The sequence below is a fragment of the Fortiea contorta PCC 7126 genome (assembly GCF_000332295.1).
In the GTDB taxonomy this organism is placed as follows: domain Bacteria; phylum Cyanobacteriota; class Cyanobacteriia; order Cyanobacteriales; family Nostocaceae; genus Fortiea; species Fortiea contorta.
Window position 1 is genome coordinate 1,829,239 of record NZ_KB235930.1, and the last position, 22,864, is coordinate 1,852,102.

The window sequence follows — 22,864 nt, forward strand, 5'->3', positions numbered from 1 at the left end:
GGGAATAGAAAACACAGAACAAGCAGAACAAACAATTTGCACCAACCCAGTTAATAGCGAAACCTTGCAGTTGACGTAGGCGTCAATACCGTCAACCATTAATTATCCTAATTATTCCAGAATGTATTTTTCATCTCTGGATAAAGTACTGGAGATAATTAAAATACAACCTCAAATCCAGAATTTGAAATTTTTATGGTTTCCTGCGAACAATTACCAAAAGCACGGTTGCAACGCTGTGCTTTAGCCTTAATGCTACCAGCTGCACTCTTGGGTGCTTTATCCCTATCGCCCCAAGTACAAACCGCTACTGCACAAACATCAGGCGGAAATCGCCCACTAACTATCCGCGCAGATGTACAGGAATATGACGCCAAAAGCCAAGTAGTGACAGCTCGTGGTAATGTGCAAATGTTGTATCCAGCTCGTCAACTGCAAGCAACAGCCGCCCAAGCTCAATATTTTACTAAAGATCGTCGCATCGACTTCAGCGGTAACGTTTATATCTTGCAACAGGGTGGTAATAGCATCAGAGCAGAAAAAGTAACTTATTTAATTGACGAAGGGCGATTTGTCGCTTTACCCCAGTCCAACCGCCAAGTTGAATCCATTTATATGGTGCAGGATGCAGAAATTGGGGGACAATCAGCTAAACCAGCTCCAGCGACGCCACCTTTCAAGCGTTCTAATTAGCATCGATTACCAAGCAAGGGCGTCTCCAGCGTGAAAATTGTCTTAGAGAATATCCATAAATCTTACGGCAAGCGGCTAATAGTTAATCGTGTCAACCTTGTTGTGGCTCAAGGAGAGGTCGTTGGTTTATTAGGGCCTAATGGAGCTGGTAAAACAACGACATTTTACATTGCTACAGGTTTAGAAAAACCCAATCAGGGAAAAGTTTGGTTGGATGACGTTGATATTACTGGGATGCCCATGCATAAAAGAGCACGATTGGGTATTGGTTATTTAGCACAAGAAGCCAGTGTTTTTCGGCAACTTTCCGTACGTGATAATTTACTATTGGTATTAGAACAAACTAATGTACCACACTGGGAGTGGTCAGGGAGAGTACAAACTTTACTGCGAGAATTTCGCTTAGAAAAAGTGGCTAACAGTAAAGGAATTCAACTTTCTGGTGGGGAGCGACGACGGACAGAACTAGCAAGAGCTTTAGCAGCGGGAAGAGAAGGCCCAAAATTTTTACTTTTAGATGAACCATTTGCTGGGGTTGATCCTATCGCCGTTTCCGAAATTCAGCAAATTGTCGGCAAATTACGCGATCGCGGTATGGGTATCTTAATTACAGACCACAATGTCCGCGAAACTCTAGCTATTACCGACCGCGCCTACATCATGCGAGAAGGTCAAATTCTCGCTTTTGGCAACGCTGACGAACTTTATAATAACCCCTTGGTGCGGCAGTATTATCTGGGTGATAACTTCCAAGCTTAAATTCAGAATCAGTATGCAAAAAGTCAAGCATTAATCTCTTACTTTGTCCAGATTACCAATATAAATTTGCCGATTGTGTATGGTAACAAAGAAGCTCGCATTATTATATACTCGCAATTCCCTTCTGCCTTTCACGATCATGGATCGTTACCTGACGCGGGAATTGCTACCGCCATTTCTCTTTGGTGTGGGAGCTTTTTCGTCCCTTGGTGTGACAATTGATGCTGTCTTTGACTTAGTAAGAAAAATTGTAGAATCTGGACTAGCCATAGACATTGCTATTCAAGTTTTTGTACTAAAATTACCAAATTTTATTGTTTTAGCTTTTCCCATGTCCACCTTGCTCGCTACTTTGATGACTTACAGTCGTCTTTCTAGCGAAAGTGAGCTTGTAGCCTTGCGTGGTTGTGGGGTGAGTGTTTATCGCATGGTACTGACTGCTGTGATGTTAAGTTTAGTAGTCACAGGATTGACGTTTTTGTTTAATGAACACATCGCGCCAGCAGCTAATTACCAAGCCAATCAAACTTTAGAATCTGCACTCAAATCTGATAAACCAACTTTCAAGCAGCAGAATATTTTTTATCCTGAATACAAAGAAATCAAGCAAGCGGATGGTACTAAAAACAGAATACTCGCCAGATTATTCTATGCTGACCAATTTGACGGTAAGCGAATGAAAGGTTTGACAATTATAGATCGTTCCCAAGAAGGTCTCAATCAAATTGTCGTTTCCGAATCAGCTCAGTGGAACGCCTCACAAAATGTGTGGGATTTTTACAACGGTACTATTTATTTAGTAGCCGCAGACCGCTCCTATCGCAACATTTTGCGTTTTGAACAGCAACAGCTACGCCTACCACGTACACCCTTAAGTTTGGCAGAAAAAAGCCGCGACTACGGGGAAATGAATATTTTTGAAGCTTTAGACCAACTAGAGATTGAACGCCTTGGGGGCGATCGCCAAAAAATTCGTAAACTAGAAGTGAGAATTCAACAAAAAATCTCCTTACCCTTTGTCTGCGTAGTCTTTGGCTTAGTCGGCGCAGCTATGGGAACCATACCTCAACGCACTGGACGCGGTACAAGTTTCGGCGTCAGTGTCATCGTCATTTTTTCTTACTATTTAATTTTCTTCATCAGCGGCGCTATGGGACAAGCAAATGTCCTCTCACCCTTTATGGGTGCTTGGCTCCCCAACTTTCTGTTTTTGGGAATTGGCGTATTTTTACTGGTGCGGGTTGCTCAACGTTAAAAAGTTACATTAACTCAAATAATGTTTGCAGCACATAGATTATTTGTAGGGGCACAATAATATTGTGCCCTTAATAGTGCGTGCCGTTCTGTTGAATACTTGCCAATACACTGCGAAATATTATGAAATCTGTTGTCACAAATACACCGACCCATGCAATTAAACCCAGAAATGAAGATAGTTTTGCTATTACCTTAGTACCTTTGTCTGTTGGCGAAATCTACGCTAAAGCCGATGATTCAGCTAACGGTGCTGTGGTGATGATGAGTGGGATGGTTCGCAATCAAACAGACGGTAAACCCGTAGTTGCGTTAGAGTATCAAGCCTATGAACCGATGGCGTTGCGGGTATTTTGGCAAATCGCAGCAGATATTCGCGGTTTGTGGTCTGATGTGAATCGAGTAGTAATTTATCACCGCATTGGGCGATTGCGAGTAGGAGAAATTAGCGTTGTGGTAGCGGTGGGTTGTCCTCATCGCAGCGAGGCTTTTGCAGCTTGTCGCTATGCGATTGATACTCTTAAACATAATGCACCCATTTGGAAAAAGGAACACTGGGCAGATGGTTCTAGCAGTTGGGTGAGCATTGGCGCTTGCGAACAGTCAGGGGAAGATTGTGAGAATTCCCCAAGCGTATTGTCATATGATCAGTAGATTTGATGATGTAATGCCTGTCTATGCCTGCTAACACTACTGATCTAGAGAAACGCCTATGGGAAGCAGCGGATGAGTTACGCGCTAACTCCAAGCTCAAATCCAGTGAGTATTCCATCCCCGTACTGGGGTTAATCTTCCTGCGTTACGCTGACTGGAAATTTACCCATGCTGAGGAAGAACTGAAAAACGCAGGTAGTAGAAGACGTGGGATTACCAAAGCAGACTATCAAGCAAAGGGTGTAATGTATTTACCTGATGCTGCTCGATTCTCTACACTGCTCAACTTACCAGGAGGAGCAGATATTGGCAAGGCAATCAATGACGCCATGCGTGTTATTGAAACAGAGAATGAAGAATTAAAGGATATTCTCCCCAAAACTTACAATCGCCTCGAAAATGATTTGTTATTTGACTTGCTGAAAAACTTTAACAAAGTCGAATTAGGGACATATTTATCAGGGGATGCTTTCGGGAAGATTTATGAATACTTCCTCGGTAAGTTTGCGATGACAGAGGGACAGAAGGGAGGAGAATTTTTTACCCCTATTTCTGTAGTGAAATTAATTGTAGAAGTAATTGAACCATATCATGGACGAATTTATGACCCTGCTTGTGGAAGTGGTGGTATGTTTGTACAAAGTGCATCTTTTGTAGAAAGACACAAGAGAAATCCAAGTACAGAAATTAGTATTTATGGGCAGGAGAAAGTAGGCGAAACTGTCCGCTTATGCAAGATGAACTTAGCAGTACATGGACTTGCAGGGGATATTCGTCAGAGCAATACTTATTATGAAGATGTTCACGAGTCAGTAGATAAATTTGATTTTGTGATGGCAAATCCACCTTTTAATGTGGATAAGGTAGACAAAGAAAAAATTAAGGGAGATTTGCGGGTTAATAAATTCGGAATGCCTAAAACAGATAATGCTAATTACCTGTGGATTCATTTTTTCTGGAGTGCATTAAATGAAACAGGTAGAGCAGGATTTGTGATGGCGAATTCTGCCAGTGATGCGCGAGGAACTGAATTAGAAATTAGGCAAAAACTTATTCAATCCCATGCAGTGGATGTGATGATTGCTGTTGGTTCTAATTTCTTCTACACTGTGACTTTACCCTGTACCCTGTGGTTTTTGGATAAAGGGAAAGCAGATACTATCCGTCGAGATCAGGTATTATTTCTTGATGCTAGGCACATTTACCGCCAAATTGATAGAGCGCATCGGGAGTTTAACGCAGAACAGATTGAATTTTTGGCTAATATTGTTAGGTTGTACAGAAGTGAAGCAGTAGAGACAAGCAATGGTAGTCAAGCATTGCTAACAGAGAAATTCCCGCAAGGACAATATATTGATATACCTGGACTTTGTAAGGTAGCAACTCTAGAAGAAATTGCAGCCCAGGGATGGAGTTTAAACCCAGGACGTTATGTGGGTGTTGCAGAACGAGTAGTAGAAGATTTTGATTTTACGGAGAAGTTGGAAGAGTTGAATGAGGAATTGGAAGTTTTGAATTTAGAAGCGAGGGAGTTAGAGGAGAGAATTGCAGAGAATGTGGCGAAATTGTTAGAACAAAGTTAATGCATCCATTCTTTTTAGCTGAGGTAAAAGTTATGAATATCACACTTAAAGCAGAAATCGAGCAATTTATTCAAGCACAAATTGCTACAGGTAGATATGCAAATGCTGAGGAAGTGATTAGTAAAGCATTGAAGTTGCTAGCAGAATGGGACAAAGGTTATCAGGACTGGGAAGAAGAAACTCGTAAAAAAATTGCTGTTGGACTTGCTCAAATTGAACGGGGAGAGGTGCTTGATGGTGAAGTGGTAATGGCACGACTGGAAGAGAAAATACGGAAAGCGCGTGAGAGTCAAGGGTAATGCAATATGTAATTGCTCTAGAAGCGAGTCAAGATTTAGATGAAATTTTAGATTATTTTCTCCAGCGCAATATTGATGCAGGAGAAAGGTTTATTCGGGAGTTTAATAAGAAGTGCCAGAATATAGCGAAGTTTCCAAATATTGGTAGGAGTTATGCCAAGTTTGATCCGGCACTCAGAGGGATTCCTTTGAATGGTTATATTATTTTTTATCGAGTGTTTGAGGATAGGGTGGTAATTGTGCGTGTAGTGAGTGGGTATAGAGATTTAGAATCTTTGTTTACAGATGACGAGTGAATTATTGAGGTTGAGTAGGAAGTTATAGGAAATAATTACTAAGAAAAGTAATGTGGTAGGAGAGTATTTTAGTGAATACAAAGTTTAATTTGAAGCATCCATTGGTTACACTGCAAGAAATAACTACAAAAATTGGAAGTGGTGCAACGCCTAGAGGTGGGCAGGATTCTTACAAAAGTACTGGAATAAATTTGATTCGTAGTCTTAATATTTATGATTTTCAATTTGAATATGAGGGACTTGTATTTATAGATGAGACTCAAGCTAAACAATTATCTAATGTAGAAGTAAAACTAAATGATATTTTGCTAAATATTACAGGAGCTTCCGTTGCTAGATGCTGCATGGTTCCTTCAAAACTTTTACCAGCGAGAGTGAATCAGCACGTAGCAATAGTACGGGTAAGTCCTCTCCTTGCTAATCCTTATTATGTTTTTTACTGTATTAACAGTCCACAGTATAAAAATCGTCTTTTAGCATTAGCACAGGGCGGTGCTACAAGAGAAGCATTAACTAAAGAGACTATTAGTAACTTTGAAATTCCATTTCCCCCACTCGCCACGCAGAAGAAAATCGCCGACATATTCTCAGCGTATGATGACCTAATAGAAAACAACACAAGACGCATCAAAATATTAGAAGAAATGGTACAAACCCTCTACCATGAGTGGTTTGTCAAATTCCGCTTTCCTGGTCACGGACACACCAAAATGGTTGATTCTGAATTAGGGTTAATTCCTGAAGGGTGGGAGGTAAGGCAACTATCAGAAGTTTGTCAACGTATTACTGATGGTTCTCACTGGAGTCCTAAGTCAGTTGATAAGGGATATCCAATGGCATCTGTAAAAGATATGTATACTTGGGGACTAAATGTTGAATCATGTAGGAAAATTTCTCAACAAGATTATGATAAGTTAGTGCGTAATGACTGTAAGCCCTTAAAAAATGACATTCTGATTGCTAAAGATGGTAATACCTATCTAAAGCGTATGTTTGTTGTTGAAAAAGAAATAGATCTAGTCATTTTATCTTCTATAGCAATTGTCAGACCAAATCTTGATAATATACTTTCCTATGTATTAGTTTTTCATTTACTAGATCCTCCAGTTAAATCTAGATTAAAAAACTATGTATCAGGTGCAGCGATACCTAGAATTATCTTAAAAGATTTTGCAAGATTTCCTATAGTTGTACCATCTATAGATATTCAGCATAAATTCTTTAATATTGCAGAAGCAATGATTAAAGATTGTCATTGTTTAATTGCTAAAAATCACAATCTCCGCCAAACCCGTGACTTGCTCCTCCCCAAACTCATCTCAGGAGAAATCGACGTAGAACAGCTAGACATCACCACAGCAGAGGAATTAGCTGCTTAACCTAGCAGATAATCAACATCATGATGCATAGTGTAAATAGAAACTAATACCTGCTGGCTCTAAGTACACCCACTTATGCATTCACCGCACCCAGACTCAGAAGCAGCGTTAGAAAACTCCACCATTGACCTATTCTCGCAATTGCAATGGCAAACAGCCAATTGTTACCATGAAACGTTTGGTACAAATAGCACACTGGGAAGAGAAACCAGGGATGAGGTAGTTTTAATTCCTAAACTCCAGTCAGCTTTACAAAACTTAAACCCTGATTTACCCACAGAACCTATCAAACTTGCAATTGAGGAACTCACTCGTGACAGAAGCACGTTGAGTTTAGCTAATGCGAATGCAGAAATTTATCAACTCCTCAAAGATGGGGTGAAAGTCAGTTTTAAAAATGATGAGGGTGAAGAGCAAGCAGAAACAGTTAAAGTTATAGATTGGAATCACCCAGAAAATAATAATTTTTTCCTCGCTTCCCAATTCTGGATAACAGGAGAAATTTACACCAGAAGAACAGATTTAATCGGGTTTGTCAATGGTTTACCTTTAGTATTTATCGAACTAAAAGCACATCATCAACGCTTGGAAATTGCTTATAAAAATAATCTCACAGATTACAAGCAAACTATCCCGCAACTGTTCTGGTACAACGCATTTATCATCCTTTCCAATGGTATAAAAAGTCGCATTGGTAGCTTAACTGCGAAATGGGAACATTACTCGGAATGGAAGAAAATAAACTCTGAAGGTGAAGAAGGAATAATTTCTCTAGATACGATTATTAGAGGTACTTGTGAACCTACCAAATTACTAGATTTAATTGAAAATTTTATCTTCTTTTACGCTGCTAAAGGCAGTTTAGTTAAAATCGTTGCCAAAAATCATCAATATTTAGGAGTTAACGAAGCAGTTACTGCAGTTGAAGAAATCAAAACTAATCAAGGCAAATTAGGCGTATTTTGGCATACCCAAGGTAGCGGGAAAAGTTACTCGATGGTTTTCTTTTCCCAAAAAGTGCTGCGAAAATTTTATGGTAATTGGACATTTGTAATTATCACAGATAGAGAAGATTTAGACGAGCAAATATACAAAAATTTTGCCTATGCTGGTGCTGTGACAGAAATTGAGAAAAATGTCCGCGCTAAAAGTGGAGAACACCTCAAACAACTCCTCACCGTCAAAGGTTAGTGAGTGAATCTCCACCACTGGATGAGAAATTTAAAGATGCATCTCATCCGCTACGGATTATATTTGTCTGCGCGATGTGGATGACTGGATTTGATGTCCCCAGTTGTTCCACTATTTACCTTGACAAACCGATGAAAAACCATACTCTGATGCAAACGATCGCTAGAGCAAATCGCGTCTTTCCAGGTAAAGTTAATGGACTTATCGTTGATTACATTGGTGTCTTCCGCGATTTACAGCAAGCACTAGCTATTTATGGTTCTGCATCTGGTGGTGGTGTTCAAGAAGGAGATACCCCAGTTAAAGCGAAAACCGCTTTAGTCGCACAATTAAGAGAAGCGATCGCTCAAACTACAACATTCTCTACCCAAAAAGGTATTGATTTTTCTCTACTTGACTCAGCACAAGGTTTTGCACGCACCAAGTTCTGGGCAGATGCAGTAGAATCTATCATTATTAATGATGATGCCAAAAAAACTTTTCTTTCCCTAGCAGGTAACGTTCACAAACTCTACAAAGCTATCCTCCCAGATCCTGCTGCTAATGAGTTTACCGCTATTAATGCTCACTTGCAGACAATCAAGGAGCAAATTCTCGCAGAAGTACCAGAAGTGGATGTCTCCCAAGTGGAGGAACTATTAGATTTTTCCATCACTGCTGGTGAATTTGCGATCGCACAATCCCACTCTCAACGCATCGACTTGAGTCAAATCGACTTTGAAGCGTTAAAAAATAAATTTGCGAGTACTGACTACCAAAGAACAGAGACAGAAAAACTCAAAAGTGCGATCGCTCAAAAACTCCAGCAGATGCTCAAGTTAAATAAAACTCGCATCAACTACCTGGAAAAATTCCAGCAGATGATAGCTCAATACAATGCTGACTCCCGCAATGTGCAGATATTCTTCAATGATTTGATTAACTTTGCTCAGGAATTGGGTGTTGAAGAAAAAAGAGCGATCGCCCAAAATCTTACTCAAGAAGAACTAGCAATTTTTGACTTACTAACTAAACCAGAAATTCAACTCACCAAGCAAGAAGAACAAGAAGTTAAACAAGTTGCAAAAGAATTATTGCAAACTCTCAAACAAGAGAAATTAGTTTTGGATTGGAAGAAGCGACAGCAAACCAGAGCATCGGTAGAAGTGGCGATTAAGGATAGTTTGGATAAATTACCTCAGAGTTATTCTAACGAACTGTATGAACACAAGTGTCAGGAAGTTTATCAGCATATTTATGAAAACTATTCTGGAAAAAGGAACACTCAGCACACACAGTTTTAGCCGTTGGGTAAGTGTTGGTGCTTGCGAACAGTCAGGAGAAGATTGTTAAAATTCCCGAATCCTGAACTTAACCCCAACTGGCTTGAGAGCATCTTCAGCAAGATTTTTTGTCAACTCCTCTTGACTAATCGTAACAAAGTTGCTAAATTTATATACATAAGTTAACACAAACTATAAAAACTCAGTAGCCAGCACAATCTCTCTGGCTAACAAGTTAAATAAAATTCCCAGTTTCAAATCGCTGTATCAATCGTCATTCAAACTTCTCCCATCAGCCCCGGTTAGCAGCCGGGGTTTTTTGTGGTGTTAGAAGTTAAAATTTAGCTGTAGTCGCAGGTAAACTCAGTTTCAACCGCTTGAACATTGCCATTCGCGCTTGTAGAGCTAAACTATCCTCTAAAGGTGTGAGGGTAATTGGTTGCTGATACTTCAGGCGCAAAGCTGTTTGAATTAACCAGTCGGCGACAAAGGGATTTTTGGGTAACAGTGGGCCGTGGGAGTAGGTAGCGATCGCATTCTGATAAAATGCTCCTTCTGTACCATCTTCGCCATTATTGCCTAAACCATAAATAACTCGCCCCAGGGCTTCCACTTTCCCTAGCTTGGTGCGTCCACCGTGATTTTCAAACCCAACTAAATAGGGTTTACTACCAATCATCGCTTCTAGTTCCTGGGCTAGACGAGAGGCTGTAACTTCAATTACCAAATTACCAATGCAGCGCTTAGTATTTTCACCTGGATGAATGGAAACTAAATCCAGTATGCCTAAACCTTCAATTCGTTGTCCCAGTCCTGGCTCGTAATAATGTCCCAATAGTTGCGGTGAACCACAGGTAAAAACTCCTGGCGTTCCATTGGCGATTTTTTGTCGCATAGCGTCGGCTTTAGCGCCTTGTAAATCCCGCATGACGATTTCTTGCTGGCGGTCTTGGGCGCCACCACCAACAATAATATCCACAGTATCAATATCTGCGGCTGTGGCGTTTTGATCCAAAGGTAAAACTCGGACGTGATATCCACGCCACTGAGCGCGACGCTCTATAGTAATCACATTACCGCGATCGCCATAGGTACTCATCAGGGTAGGATATAACCAACCAATTGTAATTTCCAGTTGTTGGGAACTCATAGCTTTTTACTTCTGGTTAATGGTTCTGACGATTAGTAATGTCCTAATCTAGCCGTCCACTGCTATAAAAAGCAAAATTTATAGATCATCCTGGCACAATCGGGGTGATGTTGGCAGATATCCAGATGGAAAAACTTTTTCAGCGGTTAAACTTAATTCTCCAAAAACTGGGAACTAACTTACCTTAAACATCTCCACAGTTTCCTGCAGTCCTTGGGAAATTTCTACAGTTTGTTGCAGAGATTCAGAAACCAAGCGAGAAGAAGTGCTGGTGCGTTGTGAGACAGCGGCGATTTCTTGGATCAATTGAGTGACTGTTTGCGATGTTTGCACTTGAGATGTAGCTGCGGTGGAAATTGACCGCACCAGGAAATCAATTTGATGCGACACATGCAATATCTGACTTAAACTCTGCTTTGCATTTGTCACAATCCGCGTCCCTTCGACCACTTGAGAAGTTCCTTGTTCAATGGTTTGTACGAGTTCGTTGGTTTCTCGTTGAATATTGGTAACAATTTGTTCGACTTCTTGGGTAGCGAAAGCAGAACGGGCTGCTAACTCGCCGACTTCTTCTGCAACTATGGCAAAACCTTGACCTTCATCTCCCGCTCGATTGGCTTCAATCCCCGCGTTAATTGCTAATAAGTTGGTTTGCAGTGCAATTTGATTAATTAAGGACACTACACGAGAGATTTCTTGAGTAGATTCACCGAGATGCTTAATTTTTTTAGCAGTTTCGTTAACAGTTTCCCGCACAGCCAAAATATTATCCACTGTCAAATCTATTGCTTGTTCGCTTTCCGTAGCCGAGCGCGAAGCATTTTCAGCTACAATAGCAGCCTGTCGAGCATTTGCAGCCACAGATTGAATGGAATCCGTCATTTGGTCGATAGCGTTTTGGATATGGTTAATTTCCTCAGCTTGGGTGAGAGCTTCTGCTGCTAGCTGATTAATCGCACCTTCATTAGAAGCGATCGCATAATTCACTTGAGTAGCAGACTTCTTGACTTTGGTGACAATCAAGCGCAGACTTTCGACAATAGAATTAAAGAAATCAGCCACAGTACCAATTTCTCCATCTTTAACGTCAGCATGTACCGTCAAATCGCCTCTGGTGACACCTTCAATATGATTCAGCAGTTGCAAAATTTGCAATTGCAAAGCTTCTTTTTGCTGTCTTTCGCCAATAGAAACTGTTTCTGCATTTTGGCGCCCTTGTTCTAACCTGCGGAGCAATTCTGCTTGTTCGAGCGCAAAACCAACTTGAATTGCTACCTGTTTAAATAAATTTATTTCTATATCTCGCCATTGATGTTGATTAGTACATTGATGCGCTACTAATAAACCTTGTAGCTGTTTGTTCACAAAAATGGGCGCTAATAAATAAGCCTTAACCCCTAATTTTTCTAATTGTTCAAGTTCAGAGGAATTTAAACCGGCTTTATGGATGTTGTTAACCGCTTTCACCATTCCTGTTTCGTAGTCTTCTAAATATTCCCGCACCAAATAGGGATTATGAATCTTGACACCTAAACTTCCTGGCCATTCATAACCAACAGATTCAGCAATAATTGTAGCTTGCCAATCGGCTTGCAAACGATAGAAAACCAAACGATCAACGACTAAAACTTCTCGCAGACTATTGACTGCAGTTTTTATAATTGTTTCGCTGTTGAGTGTTTCTCGCAAGCGACTAGTAATTTCATTGAGTTGTAGTGCTAATCTGGCTTCATTTTCTTGATGGCTAGCTTGAGCTATGATGCTATCTGCCATTTTGTTAAACGTGACTGCTAATTGACCGATTTCGTCAGTAGCAAACACCGAACATCGAGAAGTGCGATCGCCATCAGCAAATTTTTGCGCTGTTTGTTGTAATTCTTCAATTGGTGTAATAATTCCTCGTTTGAGAATTAACGCCCAGATAAACACAATTACTAAAGCCACAAAAACAATTAATAGCTCGGCAATTAAGCTTTGTTCTAGCAATTTGTTGAGAGTAGTTTCCGGAGTTCCCCGCACTAAAATTGCTACGGGTTGATTACCAAAAACAATGCGTTGTTTATCGGATTCTTCAATAATTTTATTAGGTATAGCCTTCGCTGCGATCGTGTAAATATTCTTGCCAATTGATACTCGCCCAGTTACTATTTTTGTATCCGGAGTATTCACAACAGCAGTCAATAAAGATTGTTTCGTTTCTGGCGGTAATTCAATATTAGCTACAGATTGATTTAGTTCATCTAATTGACCCTGTTCTAGAGCAGTAGCTAAAGCAAATTCTCCTGTGGGTTTCCGCATATAAATTGCACTATATCCACCCCCAGTAGCTCTGAGTGTCGATCTAACAATTGTATCTTTACTGTTGATAATATCTCCAGAGATTAACGCTCCAATGACTACCTTGGTGTTAGGGTCTTTAACAGGTGTAACTGTATAACGAATTAAAGCATCTTCTTTACTAATACCATCTTGTAAAGGTGGTGATTCTCGACTTAATTCTGACCAGCTAACGATTCTCGTAGCTTTAATTTGTTGAGGATTTTTAAAAACTTCATTAACTAAGTTACTAGGATTAAAAATTTCCCCTTCTCGATTAGCATTAGCATTGACAATAATTTGAAAATCTTTGCCGACTAAAGTAGCATATTCAATTGTTCTGGCTTTAACTTCATTAATGAGAATTTGTTTAACTTCTGCCTTTAAATTCGCGTCTAAAACCTTACCTGACGTATGAAGTTGGGCAGCTTTAATAATTGCGGCATTATCTGATTGTCCCCGAAAACCAAAGCCCATCTGATTGACTTTAATATTGTAATTAATATCGGTAACGACGACTTCTGATTTGGCTTGTTCAACTAATTGATTCCGCAAACCACTAGTAATAATGACTGTGCCTGCAATCCCAATTCCCAAAATAGAGACTAATTCAGATGCTAGCAGAGCAATCCATTGTTTGCGACTAATTGGCAGATTATAAAATCTTTGAATAAAAGGTTTTTTAGGTGTTTGTGCAGAACTATCACTTAATTCCACTGGTGGTGATATCACCTTAATCGGCAATGATAAGTGAGAATCTGATTTCTTTCTGGGATAACTGCCATTAAACTTACGAACCATAAAATTAATCTTGTGAAGAAGTGAACAAATAACACAAATTAGCCGCCAAGAATCTATCTGCTGTCATGAATTAAAATCACAGCAGATAACCTGGGGAAAACTATCTCTGTTAGAGAGCGTATCCAAGACAATCATTAACTGTCAGGAACCCTAGTTGTCACAGAGAATTTGAAAAACAGAAATATCTAGGTTTGACCTGAATTTACACTAAAATCTGTCAAATCTAATGTATATTGAATCACTGATGATGTATATTTATAATAAATCATCTTAGACAACTAAAACATATCTTTACTAATTCATAATTCTTAATTAAAACATGTGTAAAAACGCCTGTAGGGTGGACATTTGCCACCCTACAAAAACTTGCACCATTATTGATTAATGGCATGAATTAAAAAACGACTTTTCCTGCGTCCCTATACAAATCAAGAGATTTGGATTATGGGCGATCCCATTGATTATCTGTTACCTATTCAATTGTTATGAGATGACAAAGTGCCAGTGACAGAAAAAATGATATCTTCTAGAGTCCGGAGCAATTCCTGCTCGTTATAGGGTTTAGAGAAATAAGCTCGCGCCCCCAGTTGGATTGCTAATTGTCGATGTTTAGCGCTACTGCGCGAAGTCAACATGGCGATGGGAATATTTTTCATATCCATGTTAGATTTCACTCGTCCTAAAAAGCCATAACCATCAAGGCGAGGCATTTCAATATCACAAATCACAGCTTGCACTTGTAAGCCATTTTGCAGTTTATCCAAAGCGTCTTGACCGTCTTTCGCTTGTTCTACTTGATATCCTCCTTTTTCTAAAGTTAAAGCTAAAAAGCGACGGACATTAATAGAGTCATCAACGATTAAAATTGTGCCTTTTTGATTAGGAGATGGTGTGGTTAATTTGTCATCATGGGACACAAGAAAAGCTGTTTTTAATCTAGCTGATGGTAATTGATTTCCTCTGGGAGCGCGTTGGTTAGTAGTAATCCAATACAAGAATTCATTAGTATTAACTAACGGCACCACCCGACCATCACCGAGAATTGTGCAATTATTAAAGCCTTCAGGTAGCGGGATATTCCCTTCAATTTGACGAATAGCAACTTCTTGCTCACCCCAACAACGATCTACTTGCACAGCGACAGACTGAGTACTAGTTTTGATGATTAAAACACTACTAGCATTAATCGCTGGTGGAGTTTCTAAATCTGGGCTATTGTAACGGGGACTATTAAATTCTAAGTAGCGACCAACGCGGATTAATGACAACATATTACCTTGCCAGTTAATAACTTCACTACCCGCCATTGCAAAAACTTGCTCGTTTTGTAGTAAAAAGATTTCGGAAACGACATCAGTGGGAAACGCCAATAACATTCTATTGCTCTCGACTAGTAGCACTCGCGCCACCGAGAGTGTAAACGGTACAGAGAGCGTAAAAGTAGTACCCACACCCGGTTGAGTATCAACTTTGATGTCACCACGGATAAGTTTGAGGTTATTACGCACTACATCCATTCCCACACCGCGACCAGATAAAGTGGTAACGCGGTCGGAGGTGGTGAATCCTGGCTCAAAAATGAGCGATAGTAACTCTTCATCGCTAGCGCTAGCTAACAGAGAAGCATCTAAGCCCATATTTAGAGCGCGATCGCGGATTTTATCTAAAGAAATCCCTCGCCCATCATCACGTACAGTAATCAAGGTGCGATTACTGCGATGAGTAGCTTTAATTTGAATCAATCCTTGCTCTGATTTACCTAAAGCGCGGCGAGTAATCGAGTCTTCGATACCATGATCAAAAGCATTCCGCAGTAAGTGCATTAACGGGTCATTCAATGCTTCTAAAATACTGCGTTCAATCAAGGTGTTACCACCTTCAATTTTTAACTGGACATTTTTACCGTATTCTACATTCAGGTCACGCAAGGCTCTAGGAAACCGATCAGTTAAATCGGCTAGAGGACGCATTCTTACTTGCGTCAACTTGGTCTGCAAGTGTTTTGATGTTTTGTTTAACTTGCGCGCAATTTGATCAGCATCATCAACGCTGAGTTGAACGTCAGTTGTTACCTCTTGTACCTGAACAATGGTTTCCATCACCTCTTGGGACAACAGATTTAATTCGCTATAGCGATCCATTTCTAAAGCGTCAAACCCGTTCTCTACGCCTGGTGTTTGGTAGCCATTATCATGAGCAAAATTATATTCTCGATAATTGTCTGTTAACGGTGGAATACCAGATGCAGCCAAGGCTTGAGTAGAAATTTTATCGTATGCTGCCCTTAATTCCTGATTTTCGCGGTCAAGAACTTGCACCCGTTGACTTAGGTTGCGAATCAACTTGCGTAATCTTTCTAGTTGCAGATTCAATCCATTGCGCTGAATGATCAATTCCCCAAACAAATCATTGATTTGCTCAAGTTGCTTGCTGGGAACCCGGACTGTGTTTTCTGTGGTGTCGCGGTCTTTACCAGCGCCGTTGGTTTCAGCTTTGCGTTCCACAAACTTGTAATCAGTGGTGGGAATTTCTCCAGCGCTGACTGGTGCAGGGATTTTAATTTCTGGCTCAATTTCCTCTTCTAAAGATTCAAAACTAGCTGCAATAATTTTTTCATCCAACCAGCTTTCGTCGGCTGATTCTGCATCCAATTCATCCAACTCATCCACTGCGAGTGATTCCATTGGTGAGGTGGCTGTATCTGCGGCGAGAAACTGGGCGATCGCTGCGGCTGTATCTGCGTCAGTCACAGGAGATGTGCTCAACTCGATCGCTGTAGGTAAACTGTCTAATTGATTTGTCAGTACCAAAGCCTGCGATCGCCGCCAAGCTTGCAATGCTAACTGAGCAATTTCTGTCACTTGCTGAGGATCTGCGGCTGCTAAATGCTGAGTCACCGACTCACACAATTGACTAAAAGCCGCTAACTGCAACATTTCCCCCAAACCACCCAATTCTGCAGCCATAATGGCTACTTCTTCTTGTAAGCAAGGCTGTTCACTATCCATCAAGACAGATTCCAACCGCTGTAAACAGCCTTCTACCTCAGTTTCAAATAACAGCGGGATAATATCTTGTCCCTCTTCCGGTGAGAGCATGGTGGTGGCGTCTTCTGGGGTGGGGTCGCCCAAACGCTCATGTAGCTCATCAAAAACTGGGTAACAAAAAGTTGCTAACCATTCTTCTTCAATCGCATTTCCTTCTGAAAGCAGCTCTACTATTTGGCGTAGCCAGTCTACCCCAGATAGCAATAAACTTTGTAACTGGGTATCAATTTCTAAAGAGTTTTTGCGCGTTTTTAAAACCTTCAAGGAATCTTCTAAACGGTGCGCTAAATCACTCAGCGTCCGAAATCCCATCATTCCCGCGCCGCCTTTGATAGAATGAGCAGCGCGCAGTGCTCCATTAATCCTATCCAAATCGATGCGGTTGCTGGCGTTGATTTCTAACAATACCCCCTCTAAGGTATTGAGGTAATCGGTGGCTTCTTCCAGAAACTGCATCTGGATTTCCAGTTCTTTGTCTTGCAGCATAATTTTTGGTTTTGGTCAATGGTCAATAATCATTTGTCATTGGTCGTTGGTCATTTGTCATTGGTTTGAATCTGTCGCCGAATTTTAGGGAATTACTAGGAAGCCGATCTGCAGGATCAGACAAATGACAAATGACTTGCTTAACTGACCTTGAATGTACCGACGGTTTCCTGCAATTCTTGAGAAATATCGACGGTTTGTTGCAAAGATTCGGATACTAGTCGGGAAGAATCACTGGTGCGTTGAGAAACTGCAGCGATCGCTTTCATCAATTCGCTCACAGTTTGGGATGTTTCTACCTGAGAAGTGGTGGCTGTGGAAATCGACTGTACTAAATAGTCAATTTGACGAGACACCTCCAAAATTTGACCCAAACTTTGTTTAGCATCCTCCACAATTCTTGTCCCTTCCACCACCTGGGAAGTACCTACTTCCATCGCCTGCACTACTTCGCTGGTTTCCCGCTGGATGTTATCGACAATTTGCTCAATTTCTTTGGTAGCAGCGGCGCTGCGGGCTGCTAGTTCCCCGACTTCTTCCGCAACTACCGCAAAACCTTGTCCTTCTTCACCAGCGCGGGCGGCTTCAATCCCAGCGTTAATGGCTAGCAAGTTGGTCTGCATGGCGATTTGGTTAATCAAAGAAACGACGCGGGAAATTTGTTGAGAAGATTCTCCTAAACGCTTGACTTTTTTGGCAGTTTCTCCTACAGTTTCCCGCAAAGACAGGATATTTTGCACCGTCAAATCCATCGCCTGACCGCTCTTGGTGGCGGTGTGGGCGGCGTGGTTAGCAATGACGGCGGCTTGCTGGGCGTTTTCTGCTACGGCTTGGATGGAATGGGTCATGAAGTCCACTGCATCTAAGGTGCGGTTAATTTCGGCACTTTGGGTGAGGGCTTCTTCTGCTAGTTGGCGAATGGCGTTTTCATTGGAGCCGACCGCTGTATTGACTTGAGTAGCAGCTTTTTTCACCTGGGTAACAATATCCCGCAGACTCTCAACAATGGAGTTGAAAAAGTCGGCGACGGTGCCAATTTCCCCTGCTGTCACGTCAGCCCGCACTGTTAAATCTCCTCTAGCTGCACCTTCAACGTCACTCAGCAGTTCTAAAAGTTGATTTTGCAGGGCTACTTTTTGTCCCCGTTCTGTCTCTGAATCTAGCTGGGCTGCGGCTCTGGCTTTTTCTAATTCTTGCAGCAGATGGGCTTGTTCTATGGCGTAGCTGATTTGAATTGCAGTTTGTTTCATCAAATCAATTTCTGATTGCTGCCAAACTCGTGGACTTTCACAGTGATGGGCAATTAATAGACCCAGGAGGTTATTTTCTGCAATAATGGGGGCGATCAAATTGCCTTTGACTGCGTATTTTTCTAACATTTGGGTGTAACAAGTATTGCTACCCAAAGTCGGCTCTTGGGAAATATTAGCGATCGCTCTGACTCGCCCTTCTTTATAAGTTTCTACATGGCGTTCCCGGAAACAAGGGTCGTCGATTTCCAAGCCGTTCATTTTTGGCCAGATCCCACCGATGGATTCAGCGACAACTACCCCTTCCCATGTCGGTGGATGCAATTCGTAGATGAGCACTCGGTCTGTTTTCAGTGCTTGACGGACTTCTTTGACTGCTGTTTTGTAGATGTCTTCGATTTTGAGATTGCGCCGCACCCGCAGTGTAATCTCTGCAAGTAATTTTGCTCGTTCTGTTTCTAGTTCTTGTTCTTTGACTAGGGCTTGCAATTTATCAGCCATCTGGTTAATGTTGCTACCCAAAACCCCTAATTCGTCTTCTGTGCGAACTTCTAACCGGGTGTTAAGTTCACCTTGACCAAGTTTGCTCACCGCTTCTGTAGCCTGCACAATCGGCTGTGTGGCTCGTTTCGCTAACCAAGCAGCGATCGCCGCTACAATTAAAGCAGTTAGTCCAGTCCCAATAGCGATCGTCCACAGAAATTGTTTTTGTGGCGCGAAAGCCACTGCAACATCAGTCGCCACTACCACTTCCCATTTCAATTCTGGCAGCCCTTCCAGTTTTCTCGATGGTACATAGCTGACTAGTTGCGTTTGCTGGTCAATTTGGTCAACTGTCACAAAGCTATTGGTCTTTTTGGCTGTTTGCAAAGCATCTAAACCCGGAAAATCTTTCTTCGCATCTCTACCGATATGTTTTTTTTCTGCGGCTGCGAAAAATTTTCCCGATTCATCAATTAAATGATATTCATGTCCATTAACGGCGTAATTTTTGATCACCTCATCTATGGATTTTACGGGCATCCGTAGTCTAACTATGGCGACAGTTTGTCCGGTGACGCTATCTTTTACTGGTGCTAGAGCATAAACGCTCAGTAATCCTGAGGTTTTTGATATTTGCGGTTGCGTAAGCAGTGCCGTATTTTTTTGCAGGACAGTTTGAAAATAGTTCCTGTCTTTGAGATTGGGAATAGTTTCGTTGGTACCGGTGGCGATTGGATTACCGTTGAGGTCGATGACAGCGGCGCTATCATAAACTTTGTAACTTTCTAAAAAGTGGTCTAATACTGCTTGCTTGTCTTGAACTGTCGTGACGTCTTTAACTTTGGCATTGTTCAATAACGGCAGATTAGACAAAATCTTAACATCTCCGTACCGTTCAAACATAAAACGGTTGACTTGATCAGTTAAAGCGATCGCTTCTGCTTCTTGGGCTTGGGTAATTTGCTGCGAAATCGATTTATTGGCGACACTATAGGCGATAGCCCCAATTCCTAATACAGGTATTGTGCCAATAGCGATCGCTAAAGCTGTGACTTTTGTACTTAAATTTAACCGCTTAAAATAGTTAACTAGCTGATTCGAGGAAACACGACGATCAGTTTGATTACTAGATTTCAGCGGTATTTGTACCACACTCTCATTGACTTTTTCTGATGTCATCCGTGACGCTCCATTGCGAGCATCATTATTATTAGCCGTGTCAGTTTTATTTAACATAAACCAATTCCCCTGAAATAGGTGAAGAAAAACACTAAAAAGCCGTTTTTTAGTAGTACACCCTAATCACTGCGGAGAATAGAAGAATGAACAATAGCTTGTGCATCCAACACCAGCAAAATTTCTTGCTGTTGCACAGTGCAACCCCGTAGATATGGCACTAAACTAGATGCTACATGACCCACAGGTGAACGAATTTCGTCTGGCATAAACTTAGTTGTACCTTTGATTTCTTGGACAACTAAACCTACGAGCAGCGATTCCACTCGCACAACAATCACATTGTACTGCCGCAGTCTGTAGTCTAAGGATTCTAAGTTGAGCATCCTTGGTAGATCGATCACCCAAATTATGCGACTGCGCCAATTCATTAACCCTAATATACAACCGGGTATATTTGGCATCGCTGTTACAGACTCCACAGGTACTATAACCGCTTCTTGTGTGTGCCGCATCGCTAAAACAGCGGCAGTTTGTTGATTTAGTTGAAATTTGAGATAACCATCACCCAAGTTATTTTGATTGGGTTTAGAAGAAAGTGTTAGTTTTGAACTATTCATCGATTCAAATTACTACTGATTTAATAGCACGTAAGAGCTGCTCGCGTGTGTACGGTTTAGTGAGATAAGCATCTGCACCCTGTCTCATCCCCCACAAACGGTCAATTTCTAAATTTTTAGAACTACAAATTACAATCGGAACTTTTTCTGTATCTGGATTTTTCTTTAATAATCGACACAATTCAAATCCACTTATACCCGGCATCACTACATCAGTTACAATCACATCTGGTCGTTGTCGTATGGCTTTTTCCACAGCTTCTTTGGCACCACGAGCTTGAATTACTTGATAGCCGCTTTCTTCAAGATAATGGCTCATTAACTCTAATTCGCTGGGAGAATCCTCTACAATTAAAATCGTGCCGAGTAAGGTGATATTCATTGCTTAATCTCCTAAAAAATTAAATCGGTGTTACTAAATATACTGATGATCCACCACTGATAATTTTTAAATTAACCGATATGTTTAAACACCATTTTTAATAAATCTGATTGCGTAAAAGGCTTGGTTAAATAACCCGAAGACCTCACTACTTTTGCCTTAGCTCTGTCAATAAACCCGGTTCTACCAGTCACCATAATAATTGGTGTATTCTTGAAATTTGAATGCCTTCGCAATAAAGAACATAACTCATAACCATCTAAATTTGGCATTTCTACATCCAGCAAAATCAGGTCTGGTTTACTGCGGAGTATTTGCATCAAAGCCTTGACTGGATCGTTTATCATCACCACATAAAATGTATTCTCATCCAAAAAATGCTTGATGGAATTTAGTACTGTTTGACTGTCATCAATGCAGGCAATTGTATACAGGTTCTTATTAACAGGTAGCTGGGTAACTGTGCTATTGCGGTGCTCAGGTACATCGAAATTAGGTTGTCTTGGTAATGGTAATTGTTGCCCAACTTTTATTTGCGATTGTGATTGAGTTTGAGCAACTTTTGGTGTGGATACAGATGACGAAATTCCCCCCGCCGGCACTGATGACTGGATATTTTGTCGATTGCGTAGCTGCTTCTGACAATGTTCAACTAATAAGCGCAGATCTAATCGTCCAAACTTTGCTAATTCGCCCAAAGAAACATCAGAATTAAACTCATAACTTCCTTCTTTTAAGGACAAAAATGACTCTAATACTTCTTTCGCCAACTCATCTATCAAATAAGCTGCTTGGGAAGGGGTGATGTATTCTTGATCAACTAACCAGCAAATAGCTTGATAATCTGCATTTGCTGTAGACTGAGTTTCGTTCTTTCCCTCAAACATCAGCCGCATTTGCACACGAGTAGCGCTGTTGAGATTGGGAACTTGCTGGCTTAGACGTCGCAAATGGCTATCAAGCCGCTCAAACAGTTTATCTGAATACGAGGCATAAGTAAGTTTACCGTCTTCCAGATAAATTGACCAAGAAACTGTTCCACTATATACACGTAAGTGGCCCGTAGCACGCCGACTTGTGAGTTGCGCTAACAGTGATAATGGATGTAGTTTCTGAAACAACTTGTAGCTACCTGTAGGAGTTGTGCTCATTGTGCTTTTACTTCAGCTAATTACAATACATGTAACCTAAATTTGTGCAGCAGCTGTTCTACAATACCAATCAAGTTCTGAGGTATTTGTGCTTTGTAGCATAACATACAGAAACATTTGTCTAAGTCTGTAGTTAAAGTCAACACCAGACCTACTTCCAGATTATAATTTCTTAATCACTTCGTAGGTTGTTGTTAATTTGCTTACTTATACAGAGATTACCAGACATCTTTCAACAATAAGCCAAAAAAATGTGAAGACTGGATAAAGTCGCTTGTATTTCAGTAATTTTTATGCCATTACTACGGCAATAATACTAGCAAACAAAAAATATTTAACTTCCATTTTTAAGTATTTGCACTTAAATGAAATCTCATTTTACAAAGATATTTTCTGTTTGATAGTTGACTAAGTATCCTTACTCACGCGCTACACGAATCAGTCATAACAAATTACATCTCATGTTATCAATGTGAATGGCGCTAGGATAACTCAAGAATTAAAATTTTGGCTAAAGGCTCCAACTACTCTTTAAACCGTTTTAATGCATTTAAGCTCACAGTCTAAAACTTATCCTGGGAGTTAAAATCATCACCAAAAACTGATGAATTTTGCTAATTTTTTGATGTTTA

17 protein-coding genes are annotated in these 22,864 nt (G+C 40.8%); 10 read left to right on the forward strand and 7 right to left on the reverse strand.

Going from position 1 to position 22,864, the window contains the following annotated elements; genetic code table 11:
• Positions 1 to 195: 195 nt before the first annotated feature.
• From MIC7126_RS0108690 to MIC7126_RS31675, 10 genes are all read left to right on the forward strand, one after another.
• Positions 196 to 693: an LptA/OstA family protein gene (locus MIC7126_RS0108690; RefSeq protein ID WP_017652754.1), complete on the forward strand. Its 498-nt coding sequence runs from the start codon at positions 196 to 198 to the stop codon at positions 691 to 693.
• Positions 694 to 723: 30 nt separating this feature from the next.
• Entirely contained in the window at positions 724 to 1,452 is a 729-nt protein-coding gene (lptB, locus tag MIC7126_RS0108695) for an LPS export ABC transporter ATP-binding protein (RefSeq protein ID WP_017652755.1), read from the forward strand.
• Between the two features lie 139 nt (positions 1,453 to 1,591).
• Positions 1,592 to 2,707, forward strand: coding sequence for an LptF/LptG family permease (locus MIC7126_RS0108700; RefSeq protein ID WP_017652756.1), 1,116 nt, complete (start codon positions 1,592 to 1,594; stop codon positions 2,705 to 2,707).
• Between the two features lie 122 nt (positions 2,708 to 2,829).
• Positions 2,830 to 3,360, forward strand: coding sequence for a molybdenum cofactor biosynthesis protein MoaE (locus tag MIC7126_RS27260; RefSeq protein ID WP_017652757.1), 531 nt, complete (start codon positions 2,830 to 2,832; stop codon positions 3,358 to 3,360).
• Between the two features lie 23 nt (positions 3,361 to 3,383).
• Positions 3,384 to 4,943 carry a type I restriction-modification system subunit M gene (locus MIC7126_RS0108710; protein ID WP_017652758.1) on the forward strand — a complete coding sequence of 520 codons (1,560 nt, stop codon included), beginning with the start codon at positions 3,384 to 3,386 and terminating at the stop codon, positions 4,941 to 4,943.
• A gap of 32 nt (positions 4,944 to 4,975) precedes the next feature.
• Positions 4,976 to 5,242, forward strand: a complete 267-nt coding sequence (locus MIC7126_RS0108715) for a ribbon-helix-helix domain-containing protein (protein ID WP_026100123.1) — start codon at positions 4,976 to 4,978, stop codon at positions 5,240 to 5,242.
• Positions 5,242 to 5,538, forward strand: a complete 297-nt coding sequence (locus MIC7126_RS0108720; RefSeq protein WP_017652760.1) for a type II toxin-antitoxin system RelE/ParE family toxin — start codon at positions 5,242 to 5,244, stop codon at positions 5,536 to 5,538. The genes MIC7126_RS0108715 and MIC7126_RS0108720 overlap by 1 nt, the downstream gene beginning before the upstream one ends.
• Before the next feature lie 71 nt (positions 5,539 to 5,609).
• Entirely contained in the window at positions 5,610 to 6,917 is a 1,308-nt protein-coding gene (locus MIC7126_RS27265; protein ID WP_017652761.1) for a restriction endonuclease subunit S, read from the forward strand.
• A gap of 75 nt (positions 6,918 to 6,992) precedes the next feature.
• Positions 6,993 to 8,108 carry a type I restriction endonuclease gene (locus tag MIC7126_RS31670; RefSeq protein WP_040629744.1) on the forward strand — a complete coding sequence of 372 codons (1,116 nt, stop codon included), beginning with the start codon at positions 6,993 to 6,995 and terminating at the stop codon, positions 8,106 to 8,108.
• On the forward strand, positions 8,108 to 9,391 hold the full coding sequence (locus MIC7126_RS31675) for a type I restriction enzyme endonuclease domain-containing protein (protein WP_238553625.1): 1,284 nt from the start codon (positions 8,108 to 8,110) through the stop codon (positions 9,389 to 9,391). Before MIC7126_RS31670 ends, MIC7126_RS31675 begins: the two co-directional genes overlap by 1 nt.
• A 313-nt stretch (positions 9,392 to 9,704) precedes the next feature.
• On the opposite strand, the gene MIC7126_RS0108735 is transcribed toward MIC7126_RS31675, so the two are convergent.
• The 7 genes from MIC7126_RS0108735 to MIC7126_RS0108770 form a co-directional block, all read right to left on the reverse strand.
• Complete coding sequence (locus MIC7126_RS0108735) at positions 9,705 to 10,520, reverse strand: type 1 glutamine amidotransferase (protein ID WP_017652762.1); 816 nt, start codon at positions 10,518 to 10,520, stop codon at positions 9,705 to 9,707.
• A gap of 174 nt (positions 10,521 to 10,694) precedes the next feature.
• Positions 10,695 to 13,637 carry a methyl-accepting chemotaxis protein gene (locus tag MIC7126_RS0108745; protein WP_017652763.1) on the reverse strand — a complete coding sequence of 981 codons (2,943 nt, stop codon included), beginning with the start codon at positions 13,635 to 13,637 and terminating at the stop codon, positions 10,695 to 10,697.
• A 476-nt stretch (positions 13,638 to 14,113) separates the two neighbouring features.
• Positions 14,114 to 17,170: a hybrid sensor histidine kinase/response regulator gene (locus MIC7126_RS0108750; protein ID WP_017652764.1), complete on the reverse strand. Its 3,057-nt coding sequence runs from the start codon at positions 17,168 to 17,170 to the stop codon at positions 14,114 to 14,116.
• Between the two features lie 140 nt (positions 17,171 to 17,310).
• On the reverse strand, positions 17,311 to 20,139 hold the full coding sequence (locus MIC7126_RS0108755) for a methyl-accepting chemotaxis protein (protein ID WP_017652765.1): 2,829 nt from the start codon (positions 20,137 to 20,139) through the stop codon (positions 17,311 to 17,313).
• Positions 20,140 to 20,201: 62 nt separating this feature from the next.
• Positions 20,202 to 20,699: a chemotaxis protein CheW gene (locus MIC7126_RS0108760; RefSeq protein WP_017652766.1), complete on the reverse strand. Its 498-nt coding sequence runs from the start codon at positions 20,697 to 20,699 to the stop codon at positions 20,202 to 20,204.
• A gap of 4 nt (positions 20,700 to 20,703) precedes the next feature.
• Entirely contained in the window at positions 20,704 to 21,081 is a 378-nt protein-coding gene (locus MIC7126_RS0108765) for a response regulator (protein ID WP_017652767.1), read from the reverse strand.
• A 71-nt stretch (positions 21,082 to 21,152) separates the two neighbouring features.
• Positions 21,153 to 22,232, reverse strand: a complete 1,080-nt coding sequence (locus MIC7126_RS0108770; protein ID WP_017652768.1) for a response regulator — start codon at positions 22,230 to 22,232, stop codon at positions 21,153 to 21,155.
• Positions 22,233 to 22,864 lie beyond the last annotated feature (632 nt).

Excerpts from the sequence above, each read along its gene's own strand:
- MIC7126_RS0108690 (WP_017652754.1), top strand. The coding sequence starts at position 196 with ATGGTTTCCTGCGAACAATTACCAAAAGCACGGTTGCAACGCTGTGCT.
- MIC7126_RS0108700 (WP_017652756.1), top strand. The coding sequence starts at position 1,592 with ATGGATCGTTACCTGACGCGGGAATTGCTACCGCCATTTCTCTTTGGT.
- MIC7126_RS27260 (WP_017652757.1), top strand. The coding sequence starts at position 2,830 with ATGAAATCTGTTGTCACAAATACACCGACCCATGCAATTAAACCCAGA.
- MIC7126_RS0108710 (WP_017652758.1), top strand. The coding sequence starts at position 3,384 with ATGCCTGCTAACACTACTGATCTAGAGAAACGCCTATGGGAAGCAGCG.
- MIC7126_RS0108715 (WP_026100123.1), top strand. The coding sequence starts at position 4,976 with ATGAATATCACACTTAAAGCAGAAATCGAGCAATTTATTCAAGCACAA.
- MIC7126_RS0108720 (WP_017652760.1), top strand. The coding sequence starts at position 5,242 with ATGCAATATGTAATTGCTCTAGAAGCGAGTCAAGATTTAGATGAAATT.
- MIC7126_RS31670 (WP_040629744.1), top strand. The coding sequence starts at position 6,993 with ATGCATTCACCGCACCCAGACTCAGAAGCAGCGTTAGAAAACTCCACC.
- MIC7126_RS0108735 (WP_017652762.1), bottom strand. The coding sequence starts at position 10,520 with ATGAGTTCCCAACAACTGGAAATTACAATTGGTTGGTTATATCCTACC.
- MIC7126_RS0108745 (WP_017652763.1), bottom strand. The coding sequence starts at position 13,637 with ATGGTTCGTAAGTTTAATGGCAGTTATCCCAGAAAGAAATCAGATTCT.
- MIC7126_RS0108750 (WP_017652764.1), bottom strand. The coding sequence starts at position 17,170 with ATGCTGCAAGACAAAGAACTGGAAATCCAGATGCAGTTTCTGGAAGAA.
- MIC7126_RS0108755 (WP_017652765.1), bottom strand. The coding sequence starts at position 20,139 with ATGTTAAATAAAACTGACACGGCTAATAATAATGATGCTCGCAATGGA.
- MIC7126_RS0108760 (WP_017652766.1), bottom strand. The coding sequence starts at position 20,699 with ATGAATAGTTCAAAACTAACACTTTCTTCTAAACCCAATCAAAATAAC.
- MIC7126_RS0108765 (WP_017652767.1), bottom strand. The coding sequence starts at position 21,081 with ATGAATATCACCTTACTCGGCACGATTTTAATTGTAGAGGATTCTCCC.
- MIC7126_RS0108770 (WP_017652768.1), bottom strand. The coding sequence starts at position 22,232 with ATGAGCACAACTCCTACAGGTAGCTACAAGTTGTTTCAGAAACTACAT.